Source organism: Bradyrhizobium sp. BRP22 (assembly GCF_020194175.1).
Lineage (GTDB): Bacteria > Pseudomonadota > Alphaproteobacteria > Rhizobiales > Xanthobacteraceae > Bradyrhizobium.
The window spans coordinates 1-24,334 of sequence record NZ_JADYVX010000034.1 but is presented as its reverse complement, the minus strand read 5'-3'; the positions used below and the strand labels follow the sequence as shown (position 1 = coordinate 24,334).

General features: G+C 64.7%; 19 protein-coding genes. 15 read left to right on the top strand and 4 right to left on the bottom strand.

Features of this window, described 5'->3' with window-relative positions; all coding sequences use genetic code 11:
- Positions 1 to 54 precede the first annotated feature (54 nt).
- Together I6F35_RS31075 and I6F35_RS31070 are read right to left on the bottom strand one after the other, a co-directional pair.
- Positions 55 to 1,290: an amidohydrolase family protein gene (locus tag I6F35_RS31075; protein ID WP_225121453.1), complete on the bottom strand. Its 1,236-nt coding sequence runs from the start codon at positions 1,288 to 1,290 to the stop codon at positions 55 to 57.
- A gap of 5 nt (positions 1,291 to 1,295) precedes the next feature.
- Entirely contained in the window at positions 1,296 to 2,054 is a 759-nt protein-coding gene (locus I6F35_RS31070) for a GntR family transcriptional regulator (RefSeq protein WP_225121452.1), read from the bottom strand.
- A 195-nt stretch (positions 2,055 to 2,249) separates the two neighbouring features.
- Between I6F35_RS31070 and I6F35_RS31065 the strand changes: the two genes are divergently transcribed.
- From I6F35_RS31065 to I6F35_RS30995, 15 genes are all read left to right on the top strand, one after another.
- Positions 2,250 to 3,113, top strand: a complete 864-nt coding sequence (locus tag I6F35_RS31065; protein WP_225121503.1) for an ABC transporter ATP-binding protein — start codon at positions 2,250 to 2,252, stop codon at positions 3,111 to 3,113.
- 1 nt (position 3,114) lies between these two features.
- Positions 3,115 to 3,891 carry an ABC transporter permease gene (locus I6F35_RS31060; protein WP_225121451.1) on the top strand — a complete coding sequence of 259 codons (777 nt, stop codon included), beginning with the start codon at positions 3,115 to 3,117 and terminating at the stop codon, positions 3,889 to 3,891.
- Positions 3,892 to 3,927: 36 nt separating this feature from the next.
- On the top strand, positions 3,928 to 4,953 hold the full coding sequence (locus tag I6F35_RS31055) for an ABC transporter substrate-binding protein (protein WP_225121450.1): 1,026 nt from the start codon (positions 3,928 to 3,930) through the stop codon (positions 4,951 to 4,953).
- A 14-nt stretch (positions 4,954 to 4,967) separates the two neighbouring features.
- Entirely contained in the window at positions 4,968 to 6,404 is a 1,437-nt protein-coding gene (locus tag I6F35_RS31050) for an amidohydrolase family protein (protein WP_225121449.1), read from the top strand.
- A gap of 141 nt (positions 6,405 to 6,545) precedes the next feature.
- Positions 6,546 to 8,972, top strand: a complete 2,427-nt coding sequence (locus tag I6F35_RS31045; protein ID WP_225121448.1) for a CoA transferase — start codon at positions 6,546 to 6,548, stop codon at positions 8,970 to 8,972.
- Positions 8,972 to 10,048, top strand: a complete 1,077-nt coding sequence (locus I6F35_RS31040) for an ABC transporter ATP-binding protein (RefSeq protein ID WP_225121447.1) — start codon at positions 8,972 to 8,974, stop codon at positions 10,046 to 10,048. Before I6F35_RS31045 ends, I6F35_RS31040 begins: the two co-directional genes overlap by 1 nt.
- Positions 10,048 to 11,049, top strand: coding sequence for an ABC transporter ATP-binding protein (locus tag I6F35_RS31035; protein WP_225121446.1), 1,002 nt, complete (start codon positions 10,048 to 10,050; stop codon positions 11,047 to 11,049). Before I6F35_RS31040 ends, I6F35_RS31035 begins: the two co-directional genes overlap by 1 nt.
- Positions 11,050 to 11,083: 34 nt before the next feature.
- The gene (locus tag I6F35_RS31030) at positions 11,084 to 12,622 is read left to right on the top strand and encodes an ABC transporter substrate-binding protein (protein WP_225121502.1); all 1,539 of its coding nucleotides are present in this window, start codon (positions 11,084 to 11,086) and stop codon (positions 12,620 to 12,622) included.
- 5 nt (positions 12,623 to 12,627) lie between these two features.
- Positions 12,628 to 13,584, top strand: coding sequence for an ABC transporter permease (locus tag I6F35_RS31025; RefSeq protein WP_225121445.1), 957 nt, complete (start codon positions 12,628 to 12,630; stop codon positions 13,582 to 13,584).
- Positions 13,581 to 14,465 carry an ABC transporter permease gene (locus tag I6F35_RS31020; RefSeq protein WP_225121444.1) on the top strand — a complete coding sequence of 295 codons (885 nt, stop codon included), beginning with the start codon at positions 13,581 to 13,583 and terminating at the stop codon, positions 14,463 to 14,465. The genes I6F35_RS31025 and I6F35_RS31020 overlap by 4 nt, the downstream gene beginning before the upstream one ends.
- Positions 14,466 to 14,488: 23 nt before the next feature.
- Positions 14,489 to 17,797 carry a carboxyl transferase domain-containing protein gene (locus I6F35_RS31015; RefSeq protein WP_225121443.1) on the top strand — a complete coding sequence of 1,103 codons (3,309 nt, stop codon included), beginning with the start codon at positions 14,489 to 14,491 and terminating at the stop codon, positions 17,795 to 17,797.
- A gap of 237 nt (positions 17,798 to 18,034) precedes the next feature.
- Entirely contained in the window at positions 18,035 to 18,430 is a 396-nt protein-coding gene (locus I6F35_RS31010; protein ID WP_225121442.1) for a hypothetical protein, read from the top strand.
- A 166-nt stretch (positions 18,431 to 18,596) separates the two neighbouring features.
- Positions 18,597 to 20,195 carry a GMC family oxidoreductase gene (locus tag I6F35_RS31005; RefSeq protein ID WP_225121441.1) on the top strand — a complete coding sequence of 533 codons (1,599 nt, stop codon included), beginning with the start codon at positions 18,597 to 18,599 and terminating at the stop codon, positions 20,193 to 20,195.
- 7 nt (positions 20,196 to 20,202) lie between these two features.
- Positions 20,203 to 20,643, top strand: a complete 441-nt coding sequence (locus I6F35_RS31000; protein WP_225121440.1) for a hypothetical protein — start codon at positions 20,203 to 20,205, stop codon at positions 20,641 to 20,643.
- Positions 20,644 to 20,906: 263 nt separating this feature from the next.
- A complete protein-coding gene (locus I6F35_RS30995) occupies positions 20,907 to 21,926 on the top strand; it encodes a trypsin-like peptidase domain-containing protein (protein ID WP_225121439.1) in 1,020 nt (339 codons plus the stop codon).
- A gap of 333 nt (positions 21,927 to 22,259) precedes the next feature.
- On the opposite strand, the gene I6F35_RS30990 is transcribed toward I6F35_RS30995, so the two are convergent.
- Both I6F35_RS30990 and I6F35_RS30985 read right to left on the bottom strand, forming a co-directional pair.
- Positions 22,260 to 23,042: an alpha/beta hydrolase gene (locus I6F35_RS30990; RefSeq protein ID WP_225121438.1), complete on the bottom strand. Its 783-nt coding sequence runs from the start codon at positions 23,040 to 23,042 to the stop codon at positions 22,260 to 22,262.
- Between the two features lie 3 nt (positions 23,043 to 23,045).
- A partial coding sequence (locus I6F35_RS30985) for an O-acetylhomoserine aminocarboxypropyltransferase (protein WP_225121437.1) occupies positions 23,046 to 24,334 on the bottom strand: 1,289 nt, incomplete at its 5' end.

The following is a 24,334-nucleotide window of genomic DNA, read 5'->3' as shown; positions in this document are numbered from 1 at the left end:
GGAACGCCCGGCGCGTCAATCGCGGCCGCGGCAATCCAGATCGGCAGGGCGCGACTAGCTCTTTGGCGGAAACAGAACCGGCCGCTGCCGCTCGAAGGTTCGGCGTCCGCTCTTGAAGCCCATCAGCACCTCGGGCAATTCCGCGATCGCGCCGCGGCTGCTATCTGTGTCGAGCACGATGATATCGGCGGGATTTCCGACCGCGATGCCGTAATCCGGCAAATTCATCAGGCGGGCGGGGAGGTCGGTCACCAGATCGAGGCAGGCGTCGAACTCGGTGACCGCGGCATGGGCGATGTTGGCGTAGAAATTGGCCATTCGCAGCAATGAGGCGTCGCCGAACGGCGTGAACGGGTTCTGCACATTGTTGGTTGCGACCGAGCACAGCACACCGTTTTCGACGAGCCTGTGCGCGACCGTCAGCCCGCGCGGCGCATTGTGGGATTCGTCTCGCCCCAGCAGATAGAGGTCGGTCGCGGGCAGCACGGTCACCGCAACGCCCGCCTTTGCCAGACGTTCGGTCGCCGCTCTCAGCCGATCCGGTGGCAGCGCCGATAGTTTGGTTGCATGGCCGATGGCGACGCGTCCTTGATAATTCCGGCGTTCGGTCTGGCGGCACACTTCTTCCATATGCCACCAGGACGGATCGAGGTCGAAATCGAGGTGCAGATCGACGTCGACGTCGAACTCCTGCGCCAGATCGAAGATTCTTTCGATATGCGCATTCGGGTCGGTGTCCATATAGGGACAGCCGCCGATCGCCTCGCCGCCGTCGCGCAGCGCCGCGATCAGCAATTCCTCCGCACCGGGATCGTTGGTCAGCCCTTCCTGCGGGAACACGCACGGCGACAGATCGATCGCCCAGGCATAGTTGCGCTTCAACGCCTTGATCGCCTCGAAGCCGCGCAGGCCGATGCGCGGATCGATCTCCACATGCGTGCGCATCCGCGTGGTGCCGAAGGTGATCGCGCGCTCGATCACGTGTGCGCCACGGGCATAGACGTCCTCGGGCGTGAAATCGCGCTTCATCGCTGCAACAGCCCGGATCGCTTCGCTGACGCTGCCGTGGTTGTGCTCGCAACGGCCGAGCAGGCAGGCCTTGTCGAGATGGATATGGGTGTCGACGAAGCCTGGCAGCACCAGCTTGCCGCCGATATCGATCTCCGCGGCCTCGCAGACGAGGCGTGGTTCGATCGCGGCGATCCGGCCGTCGGCAATGCCGATATCGACCGGCATGCTCGCACTTCGCGTGCGCGCATTGCGGAAGACGAGGTCGAAAGCGGTCCGCATCGTTGTCAGCGTCCGCGCGCCGCCTTCGGCAGTTTCACGACGCGGCCAAGGTCTGTCTCTTCGGCATAGGGTGCGAGAATATCGAGCAGGTCGCGGCCGCGCTGCGGGACGGGAGCCACCAGCGCGCGGCCTGCCACCGAGTCCAGATGGCCGTGCATCAGGCTCATCACCTTCTCCTCGTCGCCCTTGATCAGCGCAGCGATGATCGCGCGGTGCTCGTTGATCGCGCATTCCGAGGAATGCGGCCGGCTGAACAGCGACAGCGTCAGGCAGCAGCGATAGGCGATCTCGCTGACATAGCGGATCAGGATCGGGCTGTTCGTCATGTGCGCTAGCAGGATGTGGAATTCGGTCGCGAGCCGGATCGAGACCGGGTCCGAGCCGCCACGGGCACGGTCCTCGGCGTCGACATGGGCGTTCAATTCCGCGATCTGCGCTTTCGTCAGCTTGCCGGCGAGCTGGCGCACCACGAGGCGCTCGAGCTGAATGCGCACATCGAAGGCGTCGCGCGCATCCTGCCAGCTCGGCGTCGCCACGACCGCGATGCGGTTGCGGCGCAGTTCGACGAGACCTTCCGCCGCCAATTGCCCGAGCGCGTGGCGCGCGATGGTGCGGCTGACGCCGAACCGCTCGCCGAGCGAATCCTCCGGCAGCTTCGCGCCCGGCTCCAGCGCCTGCTCGATGATGGCGCGGCGGAGCGCACGGCAGATCACGCTGACCTTGTCGGACGATTCAGCAGTCTTGCTGGCCGCGCGCGGCGCCATTGGCGGGTCTCTTGGGAAGTGCTTGCAAGCAAATTGTTAGCACAGGCACGCAAAAACTGTGCGCACGATTTGCATGCACTTTTGCTGTCCGATTGCCTAAATTGCAGTCGCTCGGTCGGCATGCCATCGCTACGGCAGGCCTGATTTCGTGGAAGATTCGCGCTGGCATCTGGCTTGCATGCACTTTCTGCCGTGATGCGCATGCAACCAACTTCCAACTTCTCGGGTGAGGCGGTTTCCGCCGGCAGCGCGCCGATTGCGATCGAACTATCCGATACGTCGGTGACGTTCGGCCGCGGGACCCGCGCGGTGCCTGCGCTATCGACGACGACGCTGCGGATCGCTGACGGCGAGTTCGTCGCGCTGGTCGGTCCGTCCGGCTGCGGCAAATCGACGATCCTGCGACTGGTCAGCGGCCTGGTGCAGCCGTCGACGGGCGTCGTCATTGTCGGCGGGCGCGAGGTGGCGGCGCGCGCCATGCGGGTCGGCATGGCCTTCCAGAATCCGACCATGCTGCCGTGGATGACGATCGAGCGGAACATCATGCTGCCGCTGAAGATCGTCGAGCCGTTCCGCTCGCAATTCCGCAAACGGCGCAAGACCGAGTTTCGCGACAAGGCGAACGCGTTGTTGGAGCAGGTCGGCCTCAAGGGCTTCGGCGGCCGTTTTCCCTGGCAGCTTTCCGGCGGCATGCTCCAGCGCGCCAATCTCTGCCGCGCGCTGATCCACGAACCGCGCCTCTTGCTGCTCGACGAGCCGTTCGGCGCGCTCGACCAGTTCACGCGTGAGGAATTGTGGTCGATCCTGCAAAAGCTCTGGATGACGCACAAGCCGACGGTGCTGCTGGTCACCCATGATCTGCGTGAAGCCGGCTTTCTCGCCAGCCGCATCTGCGTGATGAGCGCGCGGCCCGGCCGCATCCTCGACGACAGTCATGTCGGCTTTGCTCGTCCGCGCACCGTCGCGATGACCTTTGAGCCAGATTTCGTGGCGCTGAACCAGAAGCTGCGCGGGATGATCGTCGATGCGCGCAGTGCGGCGCAGGAAGGAGCGGCCTGAGATGTCCGGGCTCGATATCAGGCAGAAGGGGTGGTCGGCGGCGCTGATCGTGCTGTTCTTCGTCGCCTGGGAACTGTTCTGCCTGATGACCGGCATGTCCGATCTCGTGCTGCCGCGCCCGTCGCAGATCCTCGTGACGCTGGTCGAGCGTTTCCCGGTGCTGTGGCCGCACATCATCCAGACGCTCGCGACCACGATGTTCGGCTTCGTGCTTGGCGTTGCTTTGGGCGTCGTGCTCGGCGCCTTCATCGGTGTCTCCAAGACCGCCTATGACACCGCCTATCCGCTGCTGATCGGCTTCTCCTCGATCCCGAAGGTCGCGGTGGTGCCGATCTTCGTGCTGTGGTTCGGCTCCGGCACGGTGCCGGCGGTTCTCACCGCGCTCTCGATCTGCTTCTTCCCTATCGTCGTCAATATCGCCACCGGCCTTGCCACCACCGAGCCCGAACTTGAGGACGTGCTGAAGGCGCTGGGCGCGAGCAAGTTCGATATCCTCTGGAATGTCGGCCTGCCGCGAACGATGCCGTTCTTCTTCGCCTCGCTGAAGGTCGCCATCTCCTACGCTTTTGTCGGCGCGGTGCTGTCGGAGACCGTTGCCTCCAATCGCGGCATCGGCAATGTGATGATGACCGCATCCTCCAATTTCAACGTGCCGCTGGTGTTCGCCGGGCTGTTCGTGCTCGCCGGCCTGGGCGTCGCGCTCTACGTCGTGTTCTCGCTGATCGAAGGCAAGGTCACCGGCTGGGCCACGCGCAAGAACGACGTGATTGCCACCTGAGAAAGAGTTTCATCAACCACCATTCATGAGGTCGTCATGCTGAAGAAAGTGAGCGCCGCGCTGTTGGGACTGGCCTTGTTCGCAGGGACGGCGGCGGCCGAGGAAACCACCATCAAGTTCACGCTCGGCTGGAAGACGCAAGGCTCGGATGCCGCCTTCTTCTACGCCAAGGACCATGGCTTCTTCAAACAGGAAGGCCTCAACGTCGTCATCGACCAGGGCGAAGGCTCGGGCGCGACCGTGACGCGCATCATGTCCGGCGCCTATGATGCCGGCTTCGGCGATGTCAATGCGATCATCCAGAATGCCTCGACCAAGCCGCAGGACGCGCCTGTGATGGTCTACATGATCTGGAACCAGCCGCCATTCGCGATCGTCGCAAAGAATTCGAGCGGCATCAAGACCATCAAGGATTTCGAAGGCCACACGCTCGGCGGCGCGCAGGGCACGCCGACCACGCGGCTGTTGCCGGTGTTCGTGCACAAGAACGGGCTGGACGGCGAGAAGATCAAGATCTCGAACATGGCGCCGAACCTGCAGGAGCCGATGCTGATCAAGGGCGACATCGACGCCGCGCTTGTCTTCAACATCACCAGCTACTTCAACCTCGTCCTGAACCGCCAGGATCCCGACAAGGACTTCAAATGGTTCTCGTTCGGCGATTATGGAATGGACCTCTATTCCAACGGCGTGATGGTCTCGCGCAAATTGCTCGCGTCCAACCCGAAAGCCGTCGCTGGCCTCGTGCGCGCCATCAACAAGGGTATGATTGCCGTGGCAAAAGACCAGAACGCCGGCATGAAGGCCGCGGTGAATTTCGACAACCTGATCAATGTCGATGTCGAGAAGCGCCGCTTGCAATATTCGTTCGACAAGCTCATCGTCTCCCCGGAGATGAAGGAGATCGGCGTCGGCGACATCAAGGATGACCGCATGGCCCGCGCTATCGGCATCATCGTCGAAGGCTATCAGCTCACCCGCACGCCGGCGCCGTCCGAAATCTTCACCCGCGGGTTCCTGCCGCCGCGGGCCGAACGGGAACTGGTCTACATCACGAACTGAGGTCATCGGCGGTCATGGCGAACGAAGTTACGGCAAGCTGCCTGTTCGCCGGTGCTGACCGCGGCATACTTGGTGATGCTGTGCTTCGGCACGAGAACGGCATCATCACCTCTATAAATCAGGGAGCGCCGGCGGGGCCGCGCTCCTTCGTGCTTCCCGCCTTCGTCAACGCCCACGATCATGCGCGGCCGACCGCGTCGTCCTTCGGCGCACTCGGCATGCCCCTGGAAAGCTGGCTGTTGCGCTCCGCACTGGGCACGCCGGTCGATCCCTATCTCACGGCGGCTTCGGCGCTGGCGCGCTCGGCGCGCGCCGGCTGCGCCGCGATGATGGTGCACTACACCCGCCCGAGCGGAACCATGCCGCTCGTCGAGGAGGCACAGCAGATCGCGCGAGCCGCCTCCGACGTCGGCATCCGCATCGCTTTTGCGATCGCCGTGCGCGACCAGAATCCGGTCGTCTATGGCGACGCCGAGCCGGTGCTCTCAAGCCTGCCGAGCGACGATCGCAAGACGATCGAGGAACTGTTCGTCCGCGCGCCGATGTCGCCGAAGGCCTACATCGAATTGACCGACGCGATTGCAGCGGCGATTGCCGGCCCAAAGATCGACGTGCAACTCGGCCCGGCCGGCGTGCAATGGTGTTCGAGGCCGCTGCTCGAGGCCGTCGCCGAGAATTCCGCGCTGACCGGCCGCCGCATTCACATGCATCTGCTGGAAACCATCTACCAGCGCGCCTGGGCAGACCAGCACTTTCCCGACGGCATCGTGAGCTATCTCCGCGACATCGGCTTTCTCTCTGAACGCCTGACGCTCGCGCATTGCATCCATGCGCGCCCTGACGAGCTGGAAATGATCGCCGCGTCCGGCGCGCGGATCGTCACCAATTTCAGTTCCAACATGCATCTGCGCTCCGGCCTTGCGCCGATCGCCGCCGCGCACAGATGCGGCTGCGCGGTCACGGTCGGTGTCGATGGGCTCGCGCTCGATGAGGACGACGACGTGCTGCGCGAGATGCGGCTGGTGCAGATGATGCACGGCGGCTTGGGATTCAAGCGAACCTGGACGCCGGCCGAGTTCTTCGCGCTCGCCATCCGCAACGGCCGCCATGCGACCGGCGCGCCGGGAAGCGGCGTGCTTAAGCCGGGGGCGCCGGCCGATTTCGTCACGCTCGATCTCGATCGCCTCGATCGCGATCAGATTTTGTCGGTCCATCCGCTCGATCTCTTGTTCGCGCGCGGCAATGCGTCGCTGCTCAAGGACGTGGTTGTCGACGGACGCACGATCGTCAGCGAGGGTCGTGTCGCCGGCGTCGATCTTCCTGCGATTGAGCAGGAACTGCGTGCGATCTATCGCAGCAGTGCTGCAAAAGTCTCGCACTTCCAGCGCGCATGGCAGCCGCTTTCGGCTTCGCTCGAAAACTGGTTCGAAGCGCAATTCGACTGTCGCTAAACGCAAGCACGTCAAAGCGAATTCCGCAACGCGGGAGAATTTTCCGCTTGCATCATCGCGCGCGCAAGGTTTCATGTTCGCAACAAAAAACTGAGCCGGTGCGTCGTTCGCGCTGGCCACGCGGGGTCTTAAGGAAACGTGATGGGCGCGTTGTCGCATCTGCGGATTGTCGAGATCGGGAGCGCGGCTGCGATCAGCTATTGCGCGCGTCTGTTCGCCGATTTCGGTGCCACCGTGCAGAAGGTCGAGCCGCCGGCGGGCGATCCACTTCGCCGCGCTGCGCCGCTGACGTCGAGCGGAGAAAGCGCCTGGTTCGCGTTCCTCAACTTCAACAAGTCGAGCATCGTGCTCGATCGCTGGGATGCCAGCGCCTCCTCCCGTCTCACGGAACTGATCGAGAGTTGCGACATCCTGCTCGACGGCCGCGACATCGATGCGGCGGATTGTCCGCCCTTGGATTTGGCCACCATCAGGCAGAGGCATCCGGGCCTGATTCATCTGGAGGCTGACTGGTTCGACGATGTCGGTCCCTACGCCAATTTTGCCGCAACCGACTCGACCATTCGCGCGCTGACCGGCCTGATCAAACTGGTCGGTCCGATCGAAGGGCCGCCGATGCACGCGCCGGATTTCCAGACCGGAATTCTGGCCGGACTCTGGGGCTTTATCGCTGCATCTTCGTCGGTGCTGGGTCGGATGCAGGATGGGCGCGGGCGCGCGAGCCGCCTGAGCATCTTCGAATCCGCCATCGCCGTCACCGAATACATCATGTTCGAGTCGTTCTCGCGCGGCGACGTCATGCGACGGATCGGCGTCAACCGCTTCTGGCCGACCTTTCCGGTCGGCATCTATGAGACCAAACAGGGCTGGCTCGGTGTCACCACGGTAACGCCTGCGCAATGGCGTTCGTTCTGCGAAATGCTGGGACTGCTCGAGCTGCGCGATGATCCAAAGCTGTTCCTTGGCGTCGATCGGCTACAGCATGTCGAGGCGATCGAAGCGACATTCCTGCCGCGCCTGAAGCAGCGCACCGCGCAGGAATGGTTCGCCGAGGGGCTGAAGCGCAAGATTCCGATCGTGCCGGTTCCCGAAATTGCCGAACTGGTCGCCGATGAGGAGAAGCGGGCCCGCGGCGCGATCGTGCCCGTCACCATCGGCGAGGAGAGTGGTTTCTCTGCCGGCTGCATGCAGCGATTGACCGGCACGCCGCCCCGCCGTGGCGGCAAGGTTCCTGCGATCGGCGAGCAACAGCAGTTCGAGGCAGCGCCTCGTGTCCCATCACCGGAGCCACGCGGCTCGAGCCGCCTGCCGCTCGAAGGCGTTCGCGTGATCGACTTCTCGATGGGCTGGGCCGGTCCGATCTGCACGCGCACGCTCGCCGATCTCGGCGCCGACGTCATCAAGATCGAGGCGATCCAGTATCCGGACTGGTGGCGCGGCGTCGACCGGCGGCCGGCCTATGTGCTGGAGAAGATGTACGAGAAGTCGGTGCGCTATTGCATCATGAACCGCAACAAGCGCGCGATCACGCTGGATTTGACGCGGCCACAGGGGCTCAATCTTGCCAAGCGCCTGCTGGCGGACGCCGATCTCGTCGTCGACAATTACTCGGTCGAGGTGCTGCCGAAACTCGGGCTTGGGTATGACGTGCTGAGCAAGCTCAACCCGAAGCTTGTGATGATGTCGATGTCCGCCTTCGGAGCGGGCAGCGTCCATCGTGATTGCCGTGCCTATGGCTCAACCCTGGAGCAAGGCTCGGGGCTGCCGAGCGTGGTCGGTGATGCCGATGGACCGCCGGTCATGAGCCACACCGCTTTTGGCGATGCGGTCGGTGGTCTCAACGGTTGCGCGGCCGTGCTCACGGCGCTGATCCATGCCAGGTTAACCGGCAAGGGCCAGTTCATCGATCTCGCGCAGATCGAGTGTATGATGCCGTTCGCTGCGCCCTGGATCATCGCGCAGTCGATCGACGGCAAGCCGCCGACCAAGTATGGCAACCGCCATCCGGATTTCGTGCCGCATGGCTGCTTCCGCTGCGCCGGCGAGGACGACTGGATCGTGATTGCGGCGTCCAGCGATGCGATGTGGGCGAGACTCGCAACACTGCTCGGGCGCGCTGACTGGGCCAGCGACGAGACATTGAAGAGCGCCGCCGGCCGGCGACGGATCGAGGGTGAAATCGAAGCCGCAATCGCAGCCTGGACCGCCGGACGCGACGCTGAAGACGCGATGGATCTGCTGCAGGCAGAGGGCATTGCCGCCGGTGTCGCGCGGCTGCCGATTGATCTCCTGCGTGACCCGCAACTGCAGGCGCGCGGTTTTATCCAGGAGATCAACCGCGCTTTCATCGGAAAGCATCCGCAGCCCTCGATGCCGTTTCGTGAAAGCGCACACCCGTTCCCGATCCGGCGGATACCGCCAACGCTCGGCGAGCACAATTACGAGATCCTTTCCGGCATGCTCGGCCTGTCGGACGCCGAGATCGCCCAGCTTACCCGCGACGGCATCATCGGAACCGAGATGCTGATGGAGGAAGAGCTCGTGAAAAAGAAGCAGGCGGCGGGTTGATGCCGGCGGCTGCACCAAAAAAGTGCCGATCCGACGCAGCGGCTGGCCGTGCGCCGCTGATGTCGGTGCGCGGCCTCGGCATCCGTTTCAAGACATCGCTCGGCGTCTGGCAGGCGACGCGCAAGATCGATTTCGATATCGGCGCCGGCGAGCGCGTCGGCTTCGTCGGCGAGAGCGGCTGCGGCAAGACCATCACCGGTCTCTCGATCCTGCGGCTGTTGCCGGGCAATCTCGCCGGCCTCGACGGCTCGATCCTGTTCGATGGCACGGATCTCGTCTCCTGCAGCGCGCGGGCGATGCGTGCGATCCGCGGACGGCGGATCGCCATGATCTTCCAGGAGCCGATGAGCGCGCTTGATCCGGTCTTCACCGTCGGCCATCAAATCTCCGAGACGCTGTGCGTTCATACCGGCGCTAGCAAGGAGGAGGCGAGGGCGAAGACGCTCGAGATGTTGCGCCGGGTCGGCATCGCCTCTCCCGAACGTCGCATCGACGACTACCCGCACCAGCTTTCCGGCGGCATGCGCCAGCGCGTGATGATCGCAGCCGCCCTGATCTGCGGCCCGCAGCTTCTGATCGCCGACGAGCCGACCACCGCGCTCGACGTCACCGTGCAGGCGCAAATCCTCGAATTGTTACGCGAGCTGAGCGAGACCTCGAACACCGCGCTGATGCTGATCACCCACGATCTCGGCGTCGTCGCCGAGACTTGCACGCGGATGATCACGATGTATGCCGGCGAGGTGATCGAGGATGCCCCGGTCGACGATGCGCTGGTGCGGCCGCTGCATCCCTACACCTCCGGCCTGCTGCGTTCGCTGCCGCACCTGAGCCCACGCCACGGCCGGCTGCCGTCGATCCCGGGCCGGGTGCCCTCGATCGTCGACATGCCGAACGGCTGTCGCTTTCGGGCGCGCTGCGCCCATGCCGCGCCGGGCTGCGAGGCCGAGCAGGAACTGCGCGATGCGGGAGGCGGCCGCAAGGTGCGCTGCTGGCGCTTTCGCGAACTCGATCTGCCGGGCGCGCTGCAGCACGCCGCGTCGACGCCGATCGCCGCGATGGCCGGGACGCCATGATGCCGCTTGGCCCCGATAGCACGCAGGACGCCATCGTCTCGGTGCGTGATCTCGAAGTGCGCTTCCAGACCAGCGATCGCCGCGCCACGGTGAAGGCTGTCGACGGCGTCAATTTCGACGTCCACCGCGGCGAGACCTTTGGGATCATCGGCGAGTCCGGATCCGGCAAGACCACGATCGGCCGCGCGCTGGTGTTCCTCTTGAAGCCGAGCGCGGGCGCCATCCGGCATGAGGGGATCGACCCGCTGGCGCTGCCGCGGAAGCGATTTCAGAGCCACCGCCGCGACTACCAGATCATCTTCCAGGATCCGAATGCTGCGCTGAACCCGCGCATGACCATCCTCTCGTCGGTGCTGGAGCCGCTCGAGCTCGCGCGCGCCGGCACCAGCGCCGAGCGCGAGCGGCAGGCGAGGGAGGCGCTCGACCGTGTCGGCTTGCCGCAGGACGTCGGCGAGCGCTATCCGCACCAGCTTTCCGGCGGGCAGAAGCAGCGCGTGGTGATCGCCCGCGCGTTGACGCTGAAACCGAAGCTGATCGTCTGCGACGAGGTGGTGGCCGCGTTGGATATGTCCATTCGTGGCGACGTGCTCAATCTCTTTGCCGACTTGCAGCGCGAGCTCGGCCTCACTTATGTCTTCATCACTCACGACCTCGCCGTGGTCTCCCACATCAGCGAGCGCATCGCCGTGATGTATCTCGGCCGCTTCGTCGAGCTTGGGCCGACCGAGCGCGTCTCCGAGCATCCGCTGCATCCCTACACCCAGGCGCTGCTGTCGGCGGAGCCGCGGCCATTGCCGTCACACCTACGTCAGGGCAGCCGCATCATGCTGCAGGGCGAGATCCCGAGCCCGATCGATCCGCCCTCGGGCTGCCGCTTCCGCACCCGTTGCCCCTACGCGCAGTCGCTCTGCGCCGAACAGGCGCCGGACTGGCGCGAGCTTCAGCCCGACCATTGGGTCGCCTGCCATTTCGCTGAACATCCAGACTTTGCACCAAACTGACCAGGAATTGCCGGGAGGAGATGACATGACAGAGATGACGCGACGCGAGGCTATCGCGCTGACATCGGCCGCGATTGCCGGCGTGACGCTCGGCGGTCCCGCGTGGGCGGACGTCACCCCGAAGCGCGGTGGCACCCTGCGCATCTCTGCGCCCGCCAATCCTTCGAGCCTCGATCCCGCAACCGGCGGCGCCGGTTCCGACCACGCCTTCCTGTTCACGATCTACGACACGCTGACGGAATGGGATTTCGAGACGCTGACGCCGAAGCCCGGCCTCGCCGAGAGCTGGAAATTCACCGACCCGAACACGCTGGTGCTCAACATCCGTGCCGGTATCACTTTCCATGACGGCACGCCGCTCGATGCGGAAGCCGTGAAATTCAACATCGAGCGCAACAAGAGCGATCAGAAATCCAACATCAAGGCCGATCTGGCCTCGGTGGCGTCGGTCGAGATCACCGGTCTGATGCAGGTCACGCTGAAGCTGAGCGCACCGGACAGCGCGCTGCCACTCATCCTCTCCGACCGCGCCGGCATGATGGTTTCACCCACTGCGCTCAAGGCGGCCGAAGGGGGCACCGTCGCACGCAAGCCGGTCGGCGCCGGTGCGTATACCTTCATTAGCTGGGCGGATGGTGAGCGCATCGTCGTCAAGCGCAACGACAAGTACTGGAAGCCGAACCGTCCCCTTCCAGATGGCATCGAGTTCGCGATCATTCCGGAGTTGACCACCGGCGCGCGCTCGGTCACCGCTGGGCAGAACGATCTGATCTATCAATTGCCACCCCGCCAGAAGGCGATCATCGAGCGCGCCAGCAGTGTCAAGGTCGTCAACGGACCAACACTGTATGTCCTTCAGATCTTCCTCAATTGGGCCAAGCCGCCGTTCGACAATGTGAAGGTCCGGCAAGCCCTGAACTTCGCGATCGATCGCGAGTCCTTTGTGAAGGCGGCGCTCGCCGGGCTCGCCGAACCCGCCTACATGAACCTGCCGAAGGCGCATTGGGCCTATGACAAATCGGTTGCCGGACTTTACCCGTACGATCCCGACAAGGCGCGCAAGCTGCTCGTGGAGGCCGGCTTCAAGGACGGGCTCACGATCGAGTTCGGCGGCTATCCCGACCAGGATTCGGTGCAGCGCCAGGAGATCCTGATCGAGCAGCTCCGCAAGGCGGGCATGAATGCGCGCTTTGCCAACGCGCCGATCGCGGAAGCTTCTGCCGCCTTCTTCGCCAGCGAGAAGCGCGGCTCCGGCCTGCTTTCGGCATGGACCGGGCGGCCGGATCCGAGCCTGACCTATTCGCTGATGTTCACCAAGGACGCCTATTACAATGCCGGCCGTGCGCCCGTGCCGCCGGAGCTCGAGGCCGCGATCAAGGAGTCGCGGGCCTCTGAGGACATGGAGCAGCGTCGCAAGGCGTTTGCCACGGTGCAGCGGCTGGTGATGGAAAATGCCTTCGTCGCGCCGCTCGCCTTCCAGTTCGAGCTGGTCGCGATGAACAAGAAGGTGCAGGGCTATCGGCCGAACCTGCTCGGCAAGCCGAAATACGATGACGTCTGGCTGGAGAGCTGAGGGACATGGCGCGACGCAGTCCGGTCAGGGTTGTCGGCGGCCGCCTGTTGCAGGCGTTGCCGGTGATCGTGCTCGCGACCTTCATGGTGTTCGCGCTCCTGAAGCTCGTGCCGGGCGACATCGCGGTGACGCTCGCGGGCGACAATGCCTCGGATGCGCGCATCGCCGAAATCCGCCACATCTACGGGCTCGATCGACCGTTCCTGGTGCAATACGGCGTCTGGCTCGGGAACGTCGTCCAGGGCGACCTTTCGCAATCGTTGCTGACTGGAGAGCAGGTCGCGACCTCGATCGGCCGCGCCTTTCCCAACACACTGCTGATCGTTGTGATCGCGCTGATCCTGGCGCTGCTATCGGGCATCCCCATGGGCGTGATCGCGGCGATCAAGCCCAATGGCTGGGTCGACAAGGCCGTCAGTATGATCGCCTCGCTCGGCGTCGCCATTCCCGGTTTCTGGCTCGCGATGATCTTGGTCGCCGAGATCTCGCTCAGACTCAACTGGCTGCCTGCGACCGGCGCAAAATCCTTCACCGCCTCTCCGATCGAGGCGATCAGGCACGCGCTGTTGCCGGGAATTGCGATCGCGGCCTACGGCATGGCCGAGGTTGCGCGGCAGCTCCGCGGCTCGCTATTGGAAGTGCTGTCGTCGCAATATGTGCGGACGCTGCACGCCAAGGGATTGTCGATGAGTCGCATCCTCTGGCAGCACGGGCTGAAGAATGTCAGCGTCAACCTGTTCACCATCATCAGCCTGCTGGTGAACCGGATGCTGGCGGCGACTGTGGTCATCGAGGCAGTGTTCGCCATTCCCGGTCTCGGCAGCCTGATCGTGCGCGGCGCGATCCAGCGCGATTTCCCGATCGTGCAGGGCGTCGTGTTCACGATGGTGATCGTGGTGATCCTGGTCAACCTGATCACCGATCTGATCTGCGCCGCGGTTGATCCGAGGATCGAGCAATGACCGATCTCGCGCTCGCCTCTCCGCGATTGCCCGCCAAGCCGACAAGGCTACGCCGCTTCCTCCGCTGGCTTGCCGGCGATTTGCGGGCCGCGCTCGCGCTCCTCGTGCTGCTGGTGCTCGTTATCGTCGCGATCGGCGCGCCCTGGATTGCGCCCTATTCGCCGACCGCGCAGGACGTCAACAACATGCTGGCCCCGCCCGGCCCGGCGCATTTGCTCGGCACCGATGATCTCGGCCGCGACATCTTCAGCCGCTTGATCTATGGTGCGCCGGCGACTGTCTATGCCAGCGTGCTGGCCGTGTGTGTCGCAGTTGCGATTGGCCTGCCGGTCGGGCTCGTCGCCGGCTTCTTCGGGGGCTGGACCGACGACATCATCAGCCGGATCATCGACACCTTCCTGTCGTTTCCGGCGATCGTGCTTGCGATCGCGGTGACCGGCGCGCTCGGTATCGGACTGACCAACGGCATGATCGCGGTCGGCATCGTGATGTTTCCGGCACTGGCCCGCATCGTCCGGGCCCGGACCCTGGTGGTGCGGCAGGAGCTCTATGTCGACGCTTCCAGGTGCTTCGGCGCACCGGCCTGGCATATCCTGTGGCGGCATGTGCTGCCGAACACGCTGCAGCCTGTCATCGTGCAGGTGACGCTGCTGCTCGCCGCGGCGCTGCTCGCGGAGGCAAGCCTGAGCTTCCTCGGTCTCGGCATCCAGCCGCCGAACCCGAGCTGGGGCGCGATGCTGGCGCGCGCCTACCAATATATGGAGATCGCGCCGGAGCAGATGTACGCGCCGGGCCTCGCCATCCTGGTCGTCTCGTTGGCCTTCAACGCGCTCGGAGAGTCCTTGCGCATCGTGCTCGATCCGACCATGAAGGATCGCTAGCTCTCTTGTCGACGGAAACCTTTATGCCTTTCAAGAAATTGCTGATCGCCAATCGCGGCGAGGTTGCCATCCGTATCGCCCGCGCGGCAGGCGAAAGCGAACTTGCCACCGTCGCGATCTATCCGGTCGATGATGCGACGTCGCGCCACGTCCGTGCGGTCGATGAAGCGCACGAGATTCCGGGCCGCGGCGCACGCGCCTATCTCGATATCGAGGCAGTGATTGGCGCGGCCAAGGCGACGAAATGTGATGCGCTGCATCCCGGCTATGGCTTCCTCAGCGAGAACGCCGCGCTGGCGCGACGCTGCGCGGAGGAGGCGATCACCTTCGTCGGCCCGTCGCCGGAGGCGCTGGAACTGTTCGGCGACAAGGCGAAAGCCAAGGCCCTGGCGAAAAGCTGCGGCGTGCCGATCATATCAGGCACCAGTGGCCCGACCAGCCTGGAAGAGGCCAAGGCCTTCTTCGCTTCGCTCGGGGCCAGTGCCGCCGTCATGGTCAAGGCGATCGCCGGCGGCGGCGGACGCGGCATGCGCATCGTCGATGATGCCGCAAAGCTTGAACAGGCCTATGCGCGCTGCCAGTCCGAGGCCAAAGCAGCCTTCGGCAATGACGGTGTCTATGTCGAGCGACTGATCCGTAAGGCACGTCATATCGAGGTGCAGATCATCGGCGACCGCTTTGGCCAGATCAGCCATTTGTGGGAGCGCGAATGCACGATCCAGCGGCGCAACCAGAAACTGATCGAGGTGGCGCCGAGTCCTTCGTTAAGTGACCCCCTGCGCTCGCGCATCATCGAAGCCGCAGGGAGGCTCGCCGCCGCGGCGCGCTACGACAATCTCGGCACTTTCGAATTCCTTGTCGACGACGATGCCCGTGAAGGCGAGGGCGCCTTTGCCTTCATCGAGGCCAATCCGCGATTGCAGGTCGAGCATACCGTCCCCGAGGAGGTGCTTGGCATCGACCTCGTGAAAGCGCAGCTCGCAGTCGCCTCGGGCGCGTCGCTGGCCTCGCTCGGCCTCGCGCAAGCTGCCATTCCATCACCGCGCGGCTACGCGGTGCAGCTCCGCGTCAACATGGAGGTGATGAACGAGAACGGCGAGACCAAGCCGACCGGCGGGACGCTTTCGGTGTTCGACCTGCCGTCCGGGCCCGGCGTTCGCGTCGATACCTTCGGCTACACCGGTTACAACACCAGCGCCGCCTTCGATTCCCTGCTTGCCAAAGTCATCGTGCATTCGCCGAGCGCGAACTGGGTCGATGTGGTGCAGAAGGCGCTCCGCGCTTTGCGTGAATTCCGCATCGCCGGCGTCGCCACCAATATCCCGTTCCTTGGCGCGATCCTCGCGCATCCGGATTTTGCCGCCAACCGCGTCACCACCAGTTTCATCGATGCGCATGCCGGCTCGCTGGTCGCTGCGGCGAAGGAGGCCGATGAACCGGTGCTGGTCGAGGTGAACGGCGGTGCTGCTACGCCCGCCGGACCGATGGACGAGGCCGGCCCCGAAGGCTCCGTCGCGGTCCAGGCACCACTGCAGGGCACCATCGTCGCGATCGATGTCGCCGAGGGCGATCTTGTCCGCCCCAGCCAACAGATCGCCGTGCTTGAATCCATGAAGATGGAGCATCTCGTCACCGCGCCGCATGGCGGCAGGGTGACGAAGATCGCGGGCGGCGTCGGCGTCACCTTGATGCATGGCGAGGCGATCCTGTTCATCGAGCCAGCCGAGGTCGACGGCCATCATGTCGCTGAGGAGGCGGAGATCGATCTCGATTATATCCGTCCCGATCTTGCCGAGGTGATCGCGCGGCACGCGATCACTCTGGACGAGAACCGCCCCGCTTCCGTCGAGCGTCGCCGCAAGACCAACCAGCGCACCGCGCGCGAGAACGTCGCGCACCTGGTCGACGATGGCTCCTTCATCGAATACGGCGCGCTCGCGATCGCCGCCCAGCGACGGCGGCGCAAGCTCGATGATCTGATCCGCAACACGCCGGCCGACGGCCTGATCACCGGCTTGGCCACCGTGAACGCCGACAAGTTCGGCGCGGACGGTGCGCGCTGCATGGTGATCGCCTACGACTACACCGTGCTCGCGGGCACCCAGGGCCATATGAACCACAAGAAGATCGACCGCATGCTCACGCTGACCGAGCAATGGCGGTTGCCGCTGGTGTTCTACGCCGAAGGCGGCGGTGGGCGCCCTGGCGATACCGATCGGCTCGGCATGACCGGCCTCGATGGTCCGTCCTTCGTGCAGTTTGCGCGGCTCTCGGGCCTCGTTCCCGTGATCGGTGTGGTCTCCGGCTATTGCTTTGCGGGTAACGCGGCGATGCTCGGCTGCTGCGACGTCATCATCGCCACCAAGAATGCCTCGATCGGCATGGGCGGGCCTGCGATGATCGAAGGCGGAGGTCTCGGCGTCTATCATCCGGCCGAAGTCGGCCCGGTGTCGTTCCAGGCGCCGAATGGCGTCATCGACATCTTGGTGGAGGATGAAGCCGAGGCCACCACGGCCGCGCAAAAATATCTGTCTTATTTCCAGGGCGCGGTCAGCGACTGGAAAGCGCCGGACCAGCGGCTGCTCCGCCGCGCGATTCCGGAGAACCGGTTACGCGTCTACGATATCCGCAAGGTGATCGATCTGCTCGCCGACGAAGGCTCGGTGCTCGAAATCCGCAGGGATTTCGGGGTTGGCATGATCACCGCCTTCATCCGCATCGAAGGCAAGCCGTTCGGCCTGATCGCCAACAACCCGAAACATTTGGGCGGCGCGATCGATGCTCCGGCCGGCGACAAGGCGGCGCGCTTCATGCAGCTTTGCGACGCCCACGACATTCCGATCATCTCGCTTTGCGACACGCCCGGATTCATGGTCGGGCCCGAGGCCGAGAAGACCGCGATCGTACGTCACGTCTCGCGCATGTTCGTCACCGGCGCGAGCCTTACCGTGCCCTTGTTTGGCATCGTGCTGCGCAAGGGCTATGGCTTGGGGGCGCAATCCATGATCGGCGGCGGCTTTCACGCGTCCTTCTTCACGGTGGCGTGGCCGACCGGCGAGTTCGGCGGCATGGGCCTGGAAGGCTATGTGCGGCTCGGCTTCCGCAAGGAGATGGAGGCGATCGAGGATCCGGCCGAGCGCGAAAAATATTACCAGGCCAAGGTCGCCGAGCTCTATGCCAACGGCAAGGCGGTCTCGATCGCTTCCGTGCTGGAGATCGACGAGGTGATCGATCCCGCTCAAACCCGCCACTGGATCATGTCGGGCCTGCGTTCGGTGCCGCAACCCGCCCCGCGTACCCACCGGAAGCGCCCTTGCGTTGACGCGTGGTAAGCGAAGTGCCGCCCCTCATACCGCTGTCGTCCCGGGCTTGACCCCCGGGACCCATAACCACAGGCGGCTGTGGTGTGCTTCGCTGCAACCGCTTGCTCGCGTCATAACACCTGCCTGTGGTTATCCCTGCGTTCGCAGGGACGACGATTGTGCGTGCCGAAAGATCATGCCCGACCATCATCGCGCCTAAAATGCGGTGTGCAATCCGAACCAGCGTCATCCTGCCGAGGCCTCTCCATGCGACACGGATTCTTCGTTACCCTCCTTCTCGCAAGCCTCGCCGGCGCGAGCCCGGCCTCGGCGCAGGGCCGGAAGATGACCGAGCTGCTGGCGCCGCGCGATCCCGGCGCCAATGAGGCGGTCCGGGTCAAGGTCGACACCGGTCCTTTGCCCTTTGGGGCTCGCCTTGTCGTGAAGACCGAGCAAGGCGACGTGATTGGTTCGATTACTTCCTACGGCGTGCCAGGTCCGAACGACACCCGTTCCGAGACCTTCCCCGTCCAGTCGAGGAACGTGGTCAACAAGCGGCTGCGGCTGCAAGTGCTGGTGGAGGCGCCGGGCGCGATGACGCGTGCTGCGACGCCAGACGAAATCCGCGGGCTCGACGTGATGATCGTGCCGCGCGTGCCCTGACATGCACTGCCGTCGCTTTACTCCGCAGCCGGTTTTCCCCTATCGTCCAGCCAACGACGCACCGTCATTGCGACCGTAGCGAAGCAATCCATCTCTCGGCCCGCTGAGGCGTGGATCGCTTCGCGTCGCTCGCAATGACGGACAATTAATTCCAGGGGAAACCCCAATGAACGATCCCGTTGACGTCCTGATCATCGGCGCCGGCGCTTCCGGCGCGGCGGTGGCATGGTCGCTGGCCGAGACGAAAATGCACATCCTGTGCCTGGAGCAGGGCGGTTGGATGAACCCGGCGGAATATCCAAGCACCGGGCGGGACTGGGAAGCCAAGTTCTATGGCGACTGGTCGACCAGCCCGAACGTCCGCGGTCGCCCTGAGGACTATCCCATCAACGACGACAACTCGCCGATCAAGGTCGTGAATTTCAACGCCGTCGGCGGCTCGACCGTGATGTACACCGCGCATTGGCCGCGGCTGCATCCGTCCGATTTCAGGGTGAAGACACTCGACGGCGTCGCCGATGACTGGCCGATCGACTACGATGCGCTCACCCCGTTCTTCGAAGAGAACGACCGGATGATGGGCGTATCGGGCCTGTCGGGCGATCCGCTGTCGCCACTGACGCACCCGCCGATGCCGCCGCAGCCGCTCGGACTCTCCGGTCCATTGATCGGCAAGGCCATGAACAAGCTCGGCTGGCACTGGTGGCCGTCGGACACCACGGTTGCGACGATGGACTATGAGGGCCGCGCGCGCTGCATCAATCTCGGCCATTGCACGCCGGCCTGCGCGCAGGGCGCGAAAGCCTCCACCGACATCACCTATTGGCCGCACGCGATGCGCGCAGGCGTCGAGATCAAGACGCATTGCCGTGTCCGCGAGATTCTCACCAACGAGCACGGCATGGCCTCCGGCGTCGTCTATTACGACAAGGATGGCGTCGAGCAGTTTCAGCCGGCCGAGGTCGTCATCATCGCCTGCAACGGCGTCGGCACCCCGCGACTGCTATTGAACTCGGTTTCCGGCCGCTTTCCGAACGGGCTCGCCAATTCAAGCGGCCTGGTCGGCAAGAACCTGATGTTTCATCCCTATGCACAGATCTACGGCTTCGTGAAGGAGCCGACCGACAGCAACCGCGCGCCGCCAACCTGCCTGTGGAGCAAGGAGTTCTACGACACCGACCTCTCGCGCGGCTTCGTTCGCGGTTACGGCATTCAGTTCGGCCGCGGCGCAGGGCCCGTGTTCGAGGCCGTCGCGAGCGAGCAGAAGGGCGTTCTGCCGTGGGGACCGGATCATCACCGCGTCTTTCGCCGGCTCAACGGCCACCGCCTCGCGGTCTCTGCGATCTGCGAGGATCTCCCGGAGGAGCACAATCGCGTCACGCTCGATCCCGTCTTGAAGGACAGCCACGGCATTCCCGCCCCGAAGATCGACTACACGATCAGCGAGAACAGCCGGAAGATGATGGAGCATGGGCTGGCGCGCGGCCGCGAGATTCTCGAAGCCGCCGGCGCGACCGATATCTGCACCAATAGCCCGATCCCATGGGGCGGCTGGCACCTGCTCGGCACCGCGCGGATGGGCACCGACCCTGCGCGCTCCGTGGTCAACGAATGGGGCCGGTCGCATGATGTGAAGAACCTGTTCATCGTCGACGGCAGCGTGTTCGTCACCTCGGGCGGCGTCAACCCGACCTCGACCATCCAGGCGATTGCGCTCTACATCGCTGATCAGATGAAACAGCGGCTTGCCAACCTGTTCGATTGAGGCTCCGATGACCGATACGCTCACCAAGGTCCAGCGCGACGATCTCAGAACGATCGCGGCAATGATCATTCCCGAGAGTGCCGAGTACAAAGTGCCGGGCGCCGACGATCGGGCCATCCAGGCCGATATCGTAGCAACGCTCGGCCGCGATACCGAACCGGTACGCGCCGCGCTCGACCATCTCGCACATCTCGCCGGCAGGCCGCTCGCCGAACTCGACCCGGCGCAGCGCGAGAAGGTCGCAACGGAATTCCGCGCCACCGGCGGTGTCGCCGCGGCGACGCTCGTGCGCGTGATCCTGCAATGCTACTACCGTGACGACCGCGTGCTACGCTCGCTCGGTCACGAACTGCGCGCACCCTTCCCGAAGGGCCACACGCTGGAGCAGGGCGACTGGTCACTACTTGATCCCGTCAAGGCGCGCGGGGGCGACCTACGGCGCGCCTAACGTTCGATAGGATCGAGCCGTGTCCCCGAGCGAACTGTGCTCCCTCTCCCGCTTGCGGGAGAGGGCTAAGGGTGAGGGTGTCTCCACGATGGGACCATCCGTGGGGAGAGAGCCCTCGCCCGGCGCTATGCGCCGAGCTCTCCCGCAAGCCGGAGAGGTGAACCAGCGGCGCCCTAGCCGTTTGGGCAGGTCTGCGCCCGAAGCGGGCATCTTGCGCAGCAGGAACCCGGCCCCCATTTCAGTTGGCCGAAGGAAACCTCACCATGTTGGATTTCACCTCAGATAACCCCGGTGACGCGCTGTCACCGCGAACGGCTGAAGCTGCTCCGGACAACGACCGGGCGCTGCTCGATGCCTATTCCAACGCCGTGATCGACGTGACCGAACGCGTCGGTCCCGCGGTGGTGCGCGTCGAGACCGGCCCGAAGGTCCGCAACGCCCGTGAGCGCGGCGGGCTCGGTTCCGGCATCGTCATTTCGCCCGATGGCCTCGTGCTGACCAACAGCCACGTGGTCGGATCGTCGAAGGAGATCCGTCTGCGCGACACCGAAGGCTTCGTCACCGACGCCCATGTGCTCGGCGTCGATCCTGACACCGACCTTGCGTTGCTGCGGGCCGATGGCGCGCGCGACCTGCCTTACGCCTCGCTCGGCGACTCCAAGCAACTCAGGCGCGGCCAACTCGTGGTCGCGATCGGCAATCCGCTCGGGTTTGAATCGACGGTCACGGCCGGCGTGGTGTCGGCGCTGGGCCGCTCGATCCGCTCGGTCAGCGGGCGCACGATCGAGGATGTGATCCAGACCGATGCCGCGCTGAACCCCGGCAATTCCGGCGGCCCGCTGGTGTCGTCGAGTTCGCAAGTGATCGGCATCAACACCGCAATCATCAACGGCGCGCAGGGCATCTGCTTTGCGGTCGCGAGCAACACCGCGCAGTTCGTGCTGTCCGAGATCATCCGCCACGGCTATGTCCGCCGCGCCTTCATCGGCGTCGCCGGCCAGACCGCGCCGATCCCGCGGCGGCATGCGGTGCTGGCCGGCGTCGAGAACAAGATGGGCGCGCTGCTCGCGCAGATCGAGCCGGACAGCCCGGCCGCAAAGGCGGGGCTGCTGCCCGGCGATGTCGTGATCAGGCTCGACGGCGTCGACATCAACGGCGTCGACGATTTGATCCGCGCCCTCGACCGCGACCGCATCGACCGCCGGCTCTCGATGGACGTGCTGCGCCTCGGCCGGCTGCGCGCGATCGACATCCATCCCGTCGAACGGAGGCCGGCGAGGTAGTCGTCCTCAGTTCGTCATTGCCGGGCTTGACCCGCGCATCCATCAAGGAAAGAGTTCTTGCGAAACGATGGATTGCCGGGTCAAGCCCGGCAATGACGAGTACAATGTCAGTGCTGCTGCATCGCCAGCAGCCCGTTGCCCGACCATCAGTCCTGGAGTTGCCAGTTGATGTGCCCTCGCCCCTTGTGGGAGAGGGCAGCTCGGCTGCCGGCAGCGAACTCAATTGGGTGAGGGGTGCTCTCCACGAGCACGGGAGCGTATGGAGAGAACCCCTCATCCGGCGCTTCGCGCCACCTTCTCCCACAAGGGGAGAAGGGAAGAAGCGCGCCGATCTCAGTCCCGCAGCGCCGCTAGCAGTTCGTCGGGCTGCTCGACCATCATCATGTGGCCGGCGCCGGCCAGCACCACGGTGCGGGCATTCGGCGTCGCCGCTGCCAGCGTCTTGCCCGCCTTCGCGGGCGTCATCATGTCGCGTTCGCCGAGGATGAAGGTCACGGGCACCTTGAGCGCTGCCGCCGCAGCGAGCGCGTTCTGGTACGAATTGCAGGCGTTGAGATCGTTATAAAGCACGCCCGGCCGTGTCCGCTGCAGCACGCGCTGCGCGCCCTGGTGCATCCAGAGGCCCGGCGCGAGCGAGCCGCCGAGCTCGGCCTTGAAGCCGAGGCCCCAGATCGAGACCATGTCGATCGCGGCGGGATCGTTGGCCTCCGCTGCTTTCAACAGATCGGGACCCACGGTCATCGTCGCCGCCGTTCCGATCAGGCTCAGTGCCGATACCTTCTCCGGGTGCCGCGCAGCGGTTTCCATCGCGATCAGCGAGCCCATGGAATGGCCGATCAGCTTTGCCTTTGATGCGCCGGCCGCCTGCAACAATGCCGCGGTCCAATCCGCCATTTCGGCGATCGTCGGCAAGGGCTTGCCGGACGAGCGGCCATGGCCGGGCAGATCCGGCGCCAGTACCGAGAAACCGTGATGCGCGAACCAGCGGCTGTGCAGCGCCCAGGTCGAGCTGTCGAAGCCTGCGCCGTGGATCATCACGACCGCAGGCAACGACGGATCGAACGGTTTTCCACCGGTCACGACGAAGGTCTCAATCCCGTTCACCGAAAGCTGCATGGCTCAAACCCTCTGCGATGTGCGAAGCGCCTGGCCGAGATCGTCGATGATATCTTGCGCCGTCTCGATACCGACCGACAGCCGCACCAGCTCTTCGCCGACGCCGGCAGCCTTGAGCTGGTCGGCGTCCATCTGCTGATGCGTGGTTGAGGCGGGATGGATCACCAGCGTCTTGGCATCGCCGACATTGGCGAGGTGGCTGATCAGCTTCAAAGACTCGATGAACTTCTTGCCCGCCGCGCGCCCGCCCTTGATGCCGAAGCTGACGATCGAGCCGGCGCCGCGCGGCAGCAGCTTCTTCGCAAGCTCATAATCGGGATGATTTTCCAGCGCCGGATGCAGCACCCAGTCGACCGCCTTGTTCGCGGTCAGGAATTCCAGCACCGCCAAAGTATTACTCATGTGGCGATCCATGCGCACGCCGAGCGTCTCGATGCCCTGCAGGAGCTGGAACGCGTTGGTCGGCGACAGGCAGGCGCCGAAATCGCGCAAACCCTCGGTGCGCGCACGCATGATGAAGGCGGCCTTGCCGAATTGCTCGTCGAAGACGATGCCGTGATAACCGGCATAGGGTTCGGTGAGCTGCGGGAATTTGCCCGACGCATGCCAGTCGAAGCCGCCGCCATCAACGATGACGCCGCCGATCGCAATGCCGTGGCCACCGAGCCACTTGGTCGCCGAGTTCATGACGATGTCGGCGCCGAACTCGATCGGGCGGCTGAGATAGGGCGTCGCAAAGGTGTTGTCGATCAACAGCGGAATTTTCGCATCGTGTGCGATCTGCGCCACCGCGGGGATATCGAGCACTTCGAGCCCGGGATTGCCGATGGTCTCGGCGATCACCAGCCGCGTATTCGGCTTGATCGCGGCGCGGAAGTCGTCCAGCGCGCGCGGCTTCACAAACGTTGTGGTGATGCCGAAGCGCGGCAGCGTATGCGCCAAGAGATTGATGGTCCCGCCATAGAGCGAAGCGGAGGCGACGATGTGGTCGCCGGCGTTGAGCAGCGTCGCGATCGCCAGATGCATCGCCGCCATGCCGCTCGCCGTGCAAATCGCGCCGACGCCGCCTTCGAGCGCCGCGATCCGCTCCTCCAGCACCGCCGTCGTCGGATTGGAAATCCGCGTATAGATGTGGCCGGCGCGCTCAAGGTTGAACAGCGCCGCCGCATGATCGGCGTCCTGGAACACGTAAGAGGTCGTCTGATAGATCGGCACCGCGCGCGATCCCGTGACAGGATCGGGGCGCTGGCCGGCATGCAGGCTGAGGGTTTCGAACGCAGGCGGCTTGGGTG

Coding starts and splice junctions, on each gene's coding strand:
- I6F35_RS31015 (WP_225121443.1), top strand. CDS start 14,489: ATGCCTTTCAAGAAATTGCTGATCGCCAATCGCGGCGAGGTTGCCATC.
- I6F35_RS31040 (WP_225121447.1), top strand. CDS start 8,972: ATGCCGGCGGCTGCACCAAAAAAGTGCCGATCCGACGCAGCGGCTGGC.
- I6F35_RS31030 (WP_225121502.1), top strand. CDS start 11,084: ATGACGCGACGCGAGGCTATCGCGCTGACATCGGCCGCGATTGCCGGC.
- I6F35_RS31005 (WP_225121441.1), top strand. CDS start 18,597: ATGAACGATCCCGTTGACGTCCTGATCATCGGCGCCGGCGCTTCCGGC.
- I6F35_RS31010 (WP_225121442.1), top strand. CDS start 18,035: ATGCGACACGGATTCTTCGTTACCCTCCTTCTCGCAAGCCTCGCCGGC.
- I6F35_RS30990 (WP_225121438.1), bottom strand. CDS start 23,042: ATGCAGCTTTCGGTGAACGGGATTGAGACCTTCGTCGTGACCGGTGGA.
- I6F35_RS31075 (WP_225121453.1), bottom strand. CDS start 1,290: ATGCGGACCGCTTTCGACCTCGTCTTCCGCAATGCGCGCACGCGAAGT.
- I6F35_RS31000 (WP_225121440.1), top strand. CDS start 20,203: ATGACCGATACGCTCACCAAGGTCCAGCGCGACGATCTCAGAACGATC.
- I6F35_RS31065 (WP_225121503.1), top strand. CDS start 2,250: ATGCGCATGCAACCAACTTCCAACTTCTCGGGTGAGGCGGTTTCCGCC.
- I6F35_RS31050 (WP_225121449.1), top strand. CDS start 4,968: ATGGCGAACGAAGTTACGGCAAGCTGCCTGTTCGCCGGTGCTGACCGC.
- I6F35_RS30995 (WP_225121439.1), top strand. CDS start 20,907: ATGTTGGATTTCACCTCAGATAACCCCGGTGACGCGCTGTCACCGCGA.
- I6F35_RS31025 (WP_225121445.1), top strand. CDS start 12,628: ATGGCGCGACGCAGTCCGGTCAGGGTTGTCGGCGGCCGCCTGTTGCAG.
- I6F35_RS31045 (WP_225121448.1), top strand. CDS start 6,546: ATGGGCGCGTTGTCGCATCTGCGGATTGTCGAGATCGGGAGCGCGGCT.
- I6F35_RS31070 (WP_225121452.1), bottom strand. CDS start 2,054: ATGGCGCCGCGCGCGGCCAGCAAGACTGCTGAATCGTCCGACAAGGTC.
- I6F35_RS31055 (WP_225121450.1), top strand. CDS start 3,928: ATGCTGAAGAAAGTGAGCGCCGCGCTGTTGGGACTGGCCTTGTTCGCA.
- I6F35_RS31060 (WP_225121451.1), top strand. CDS start 3,115: ATGTCCGGGCTCGATATCAGGCAGAAGGGGTGGTCGGCGGCGCTGATC.
- I6F35_RS31035 (WP_225121446.1), top strand. CDS start 10,048: ATGCCGCTTGGCCCCGATAGCACGCAGGACGCCATCGTCTCGGTGCGT.
- I6F35_RS31020 (WP_225121444.1), top strand. CDS start 13,581: ATGACCGATCTCGCGCTCGCCTCTCCGCGATTGCCCGCCAAGCCGACA.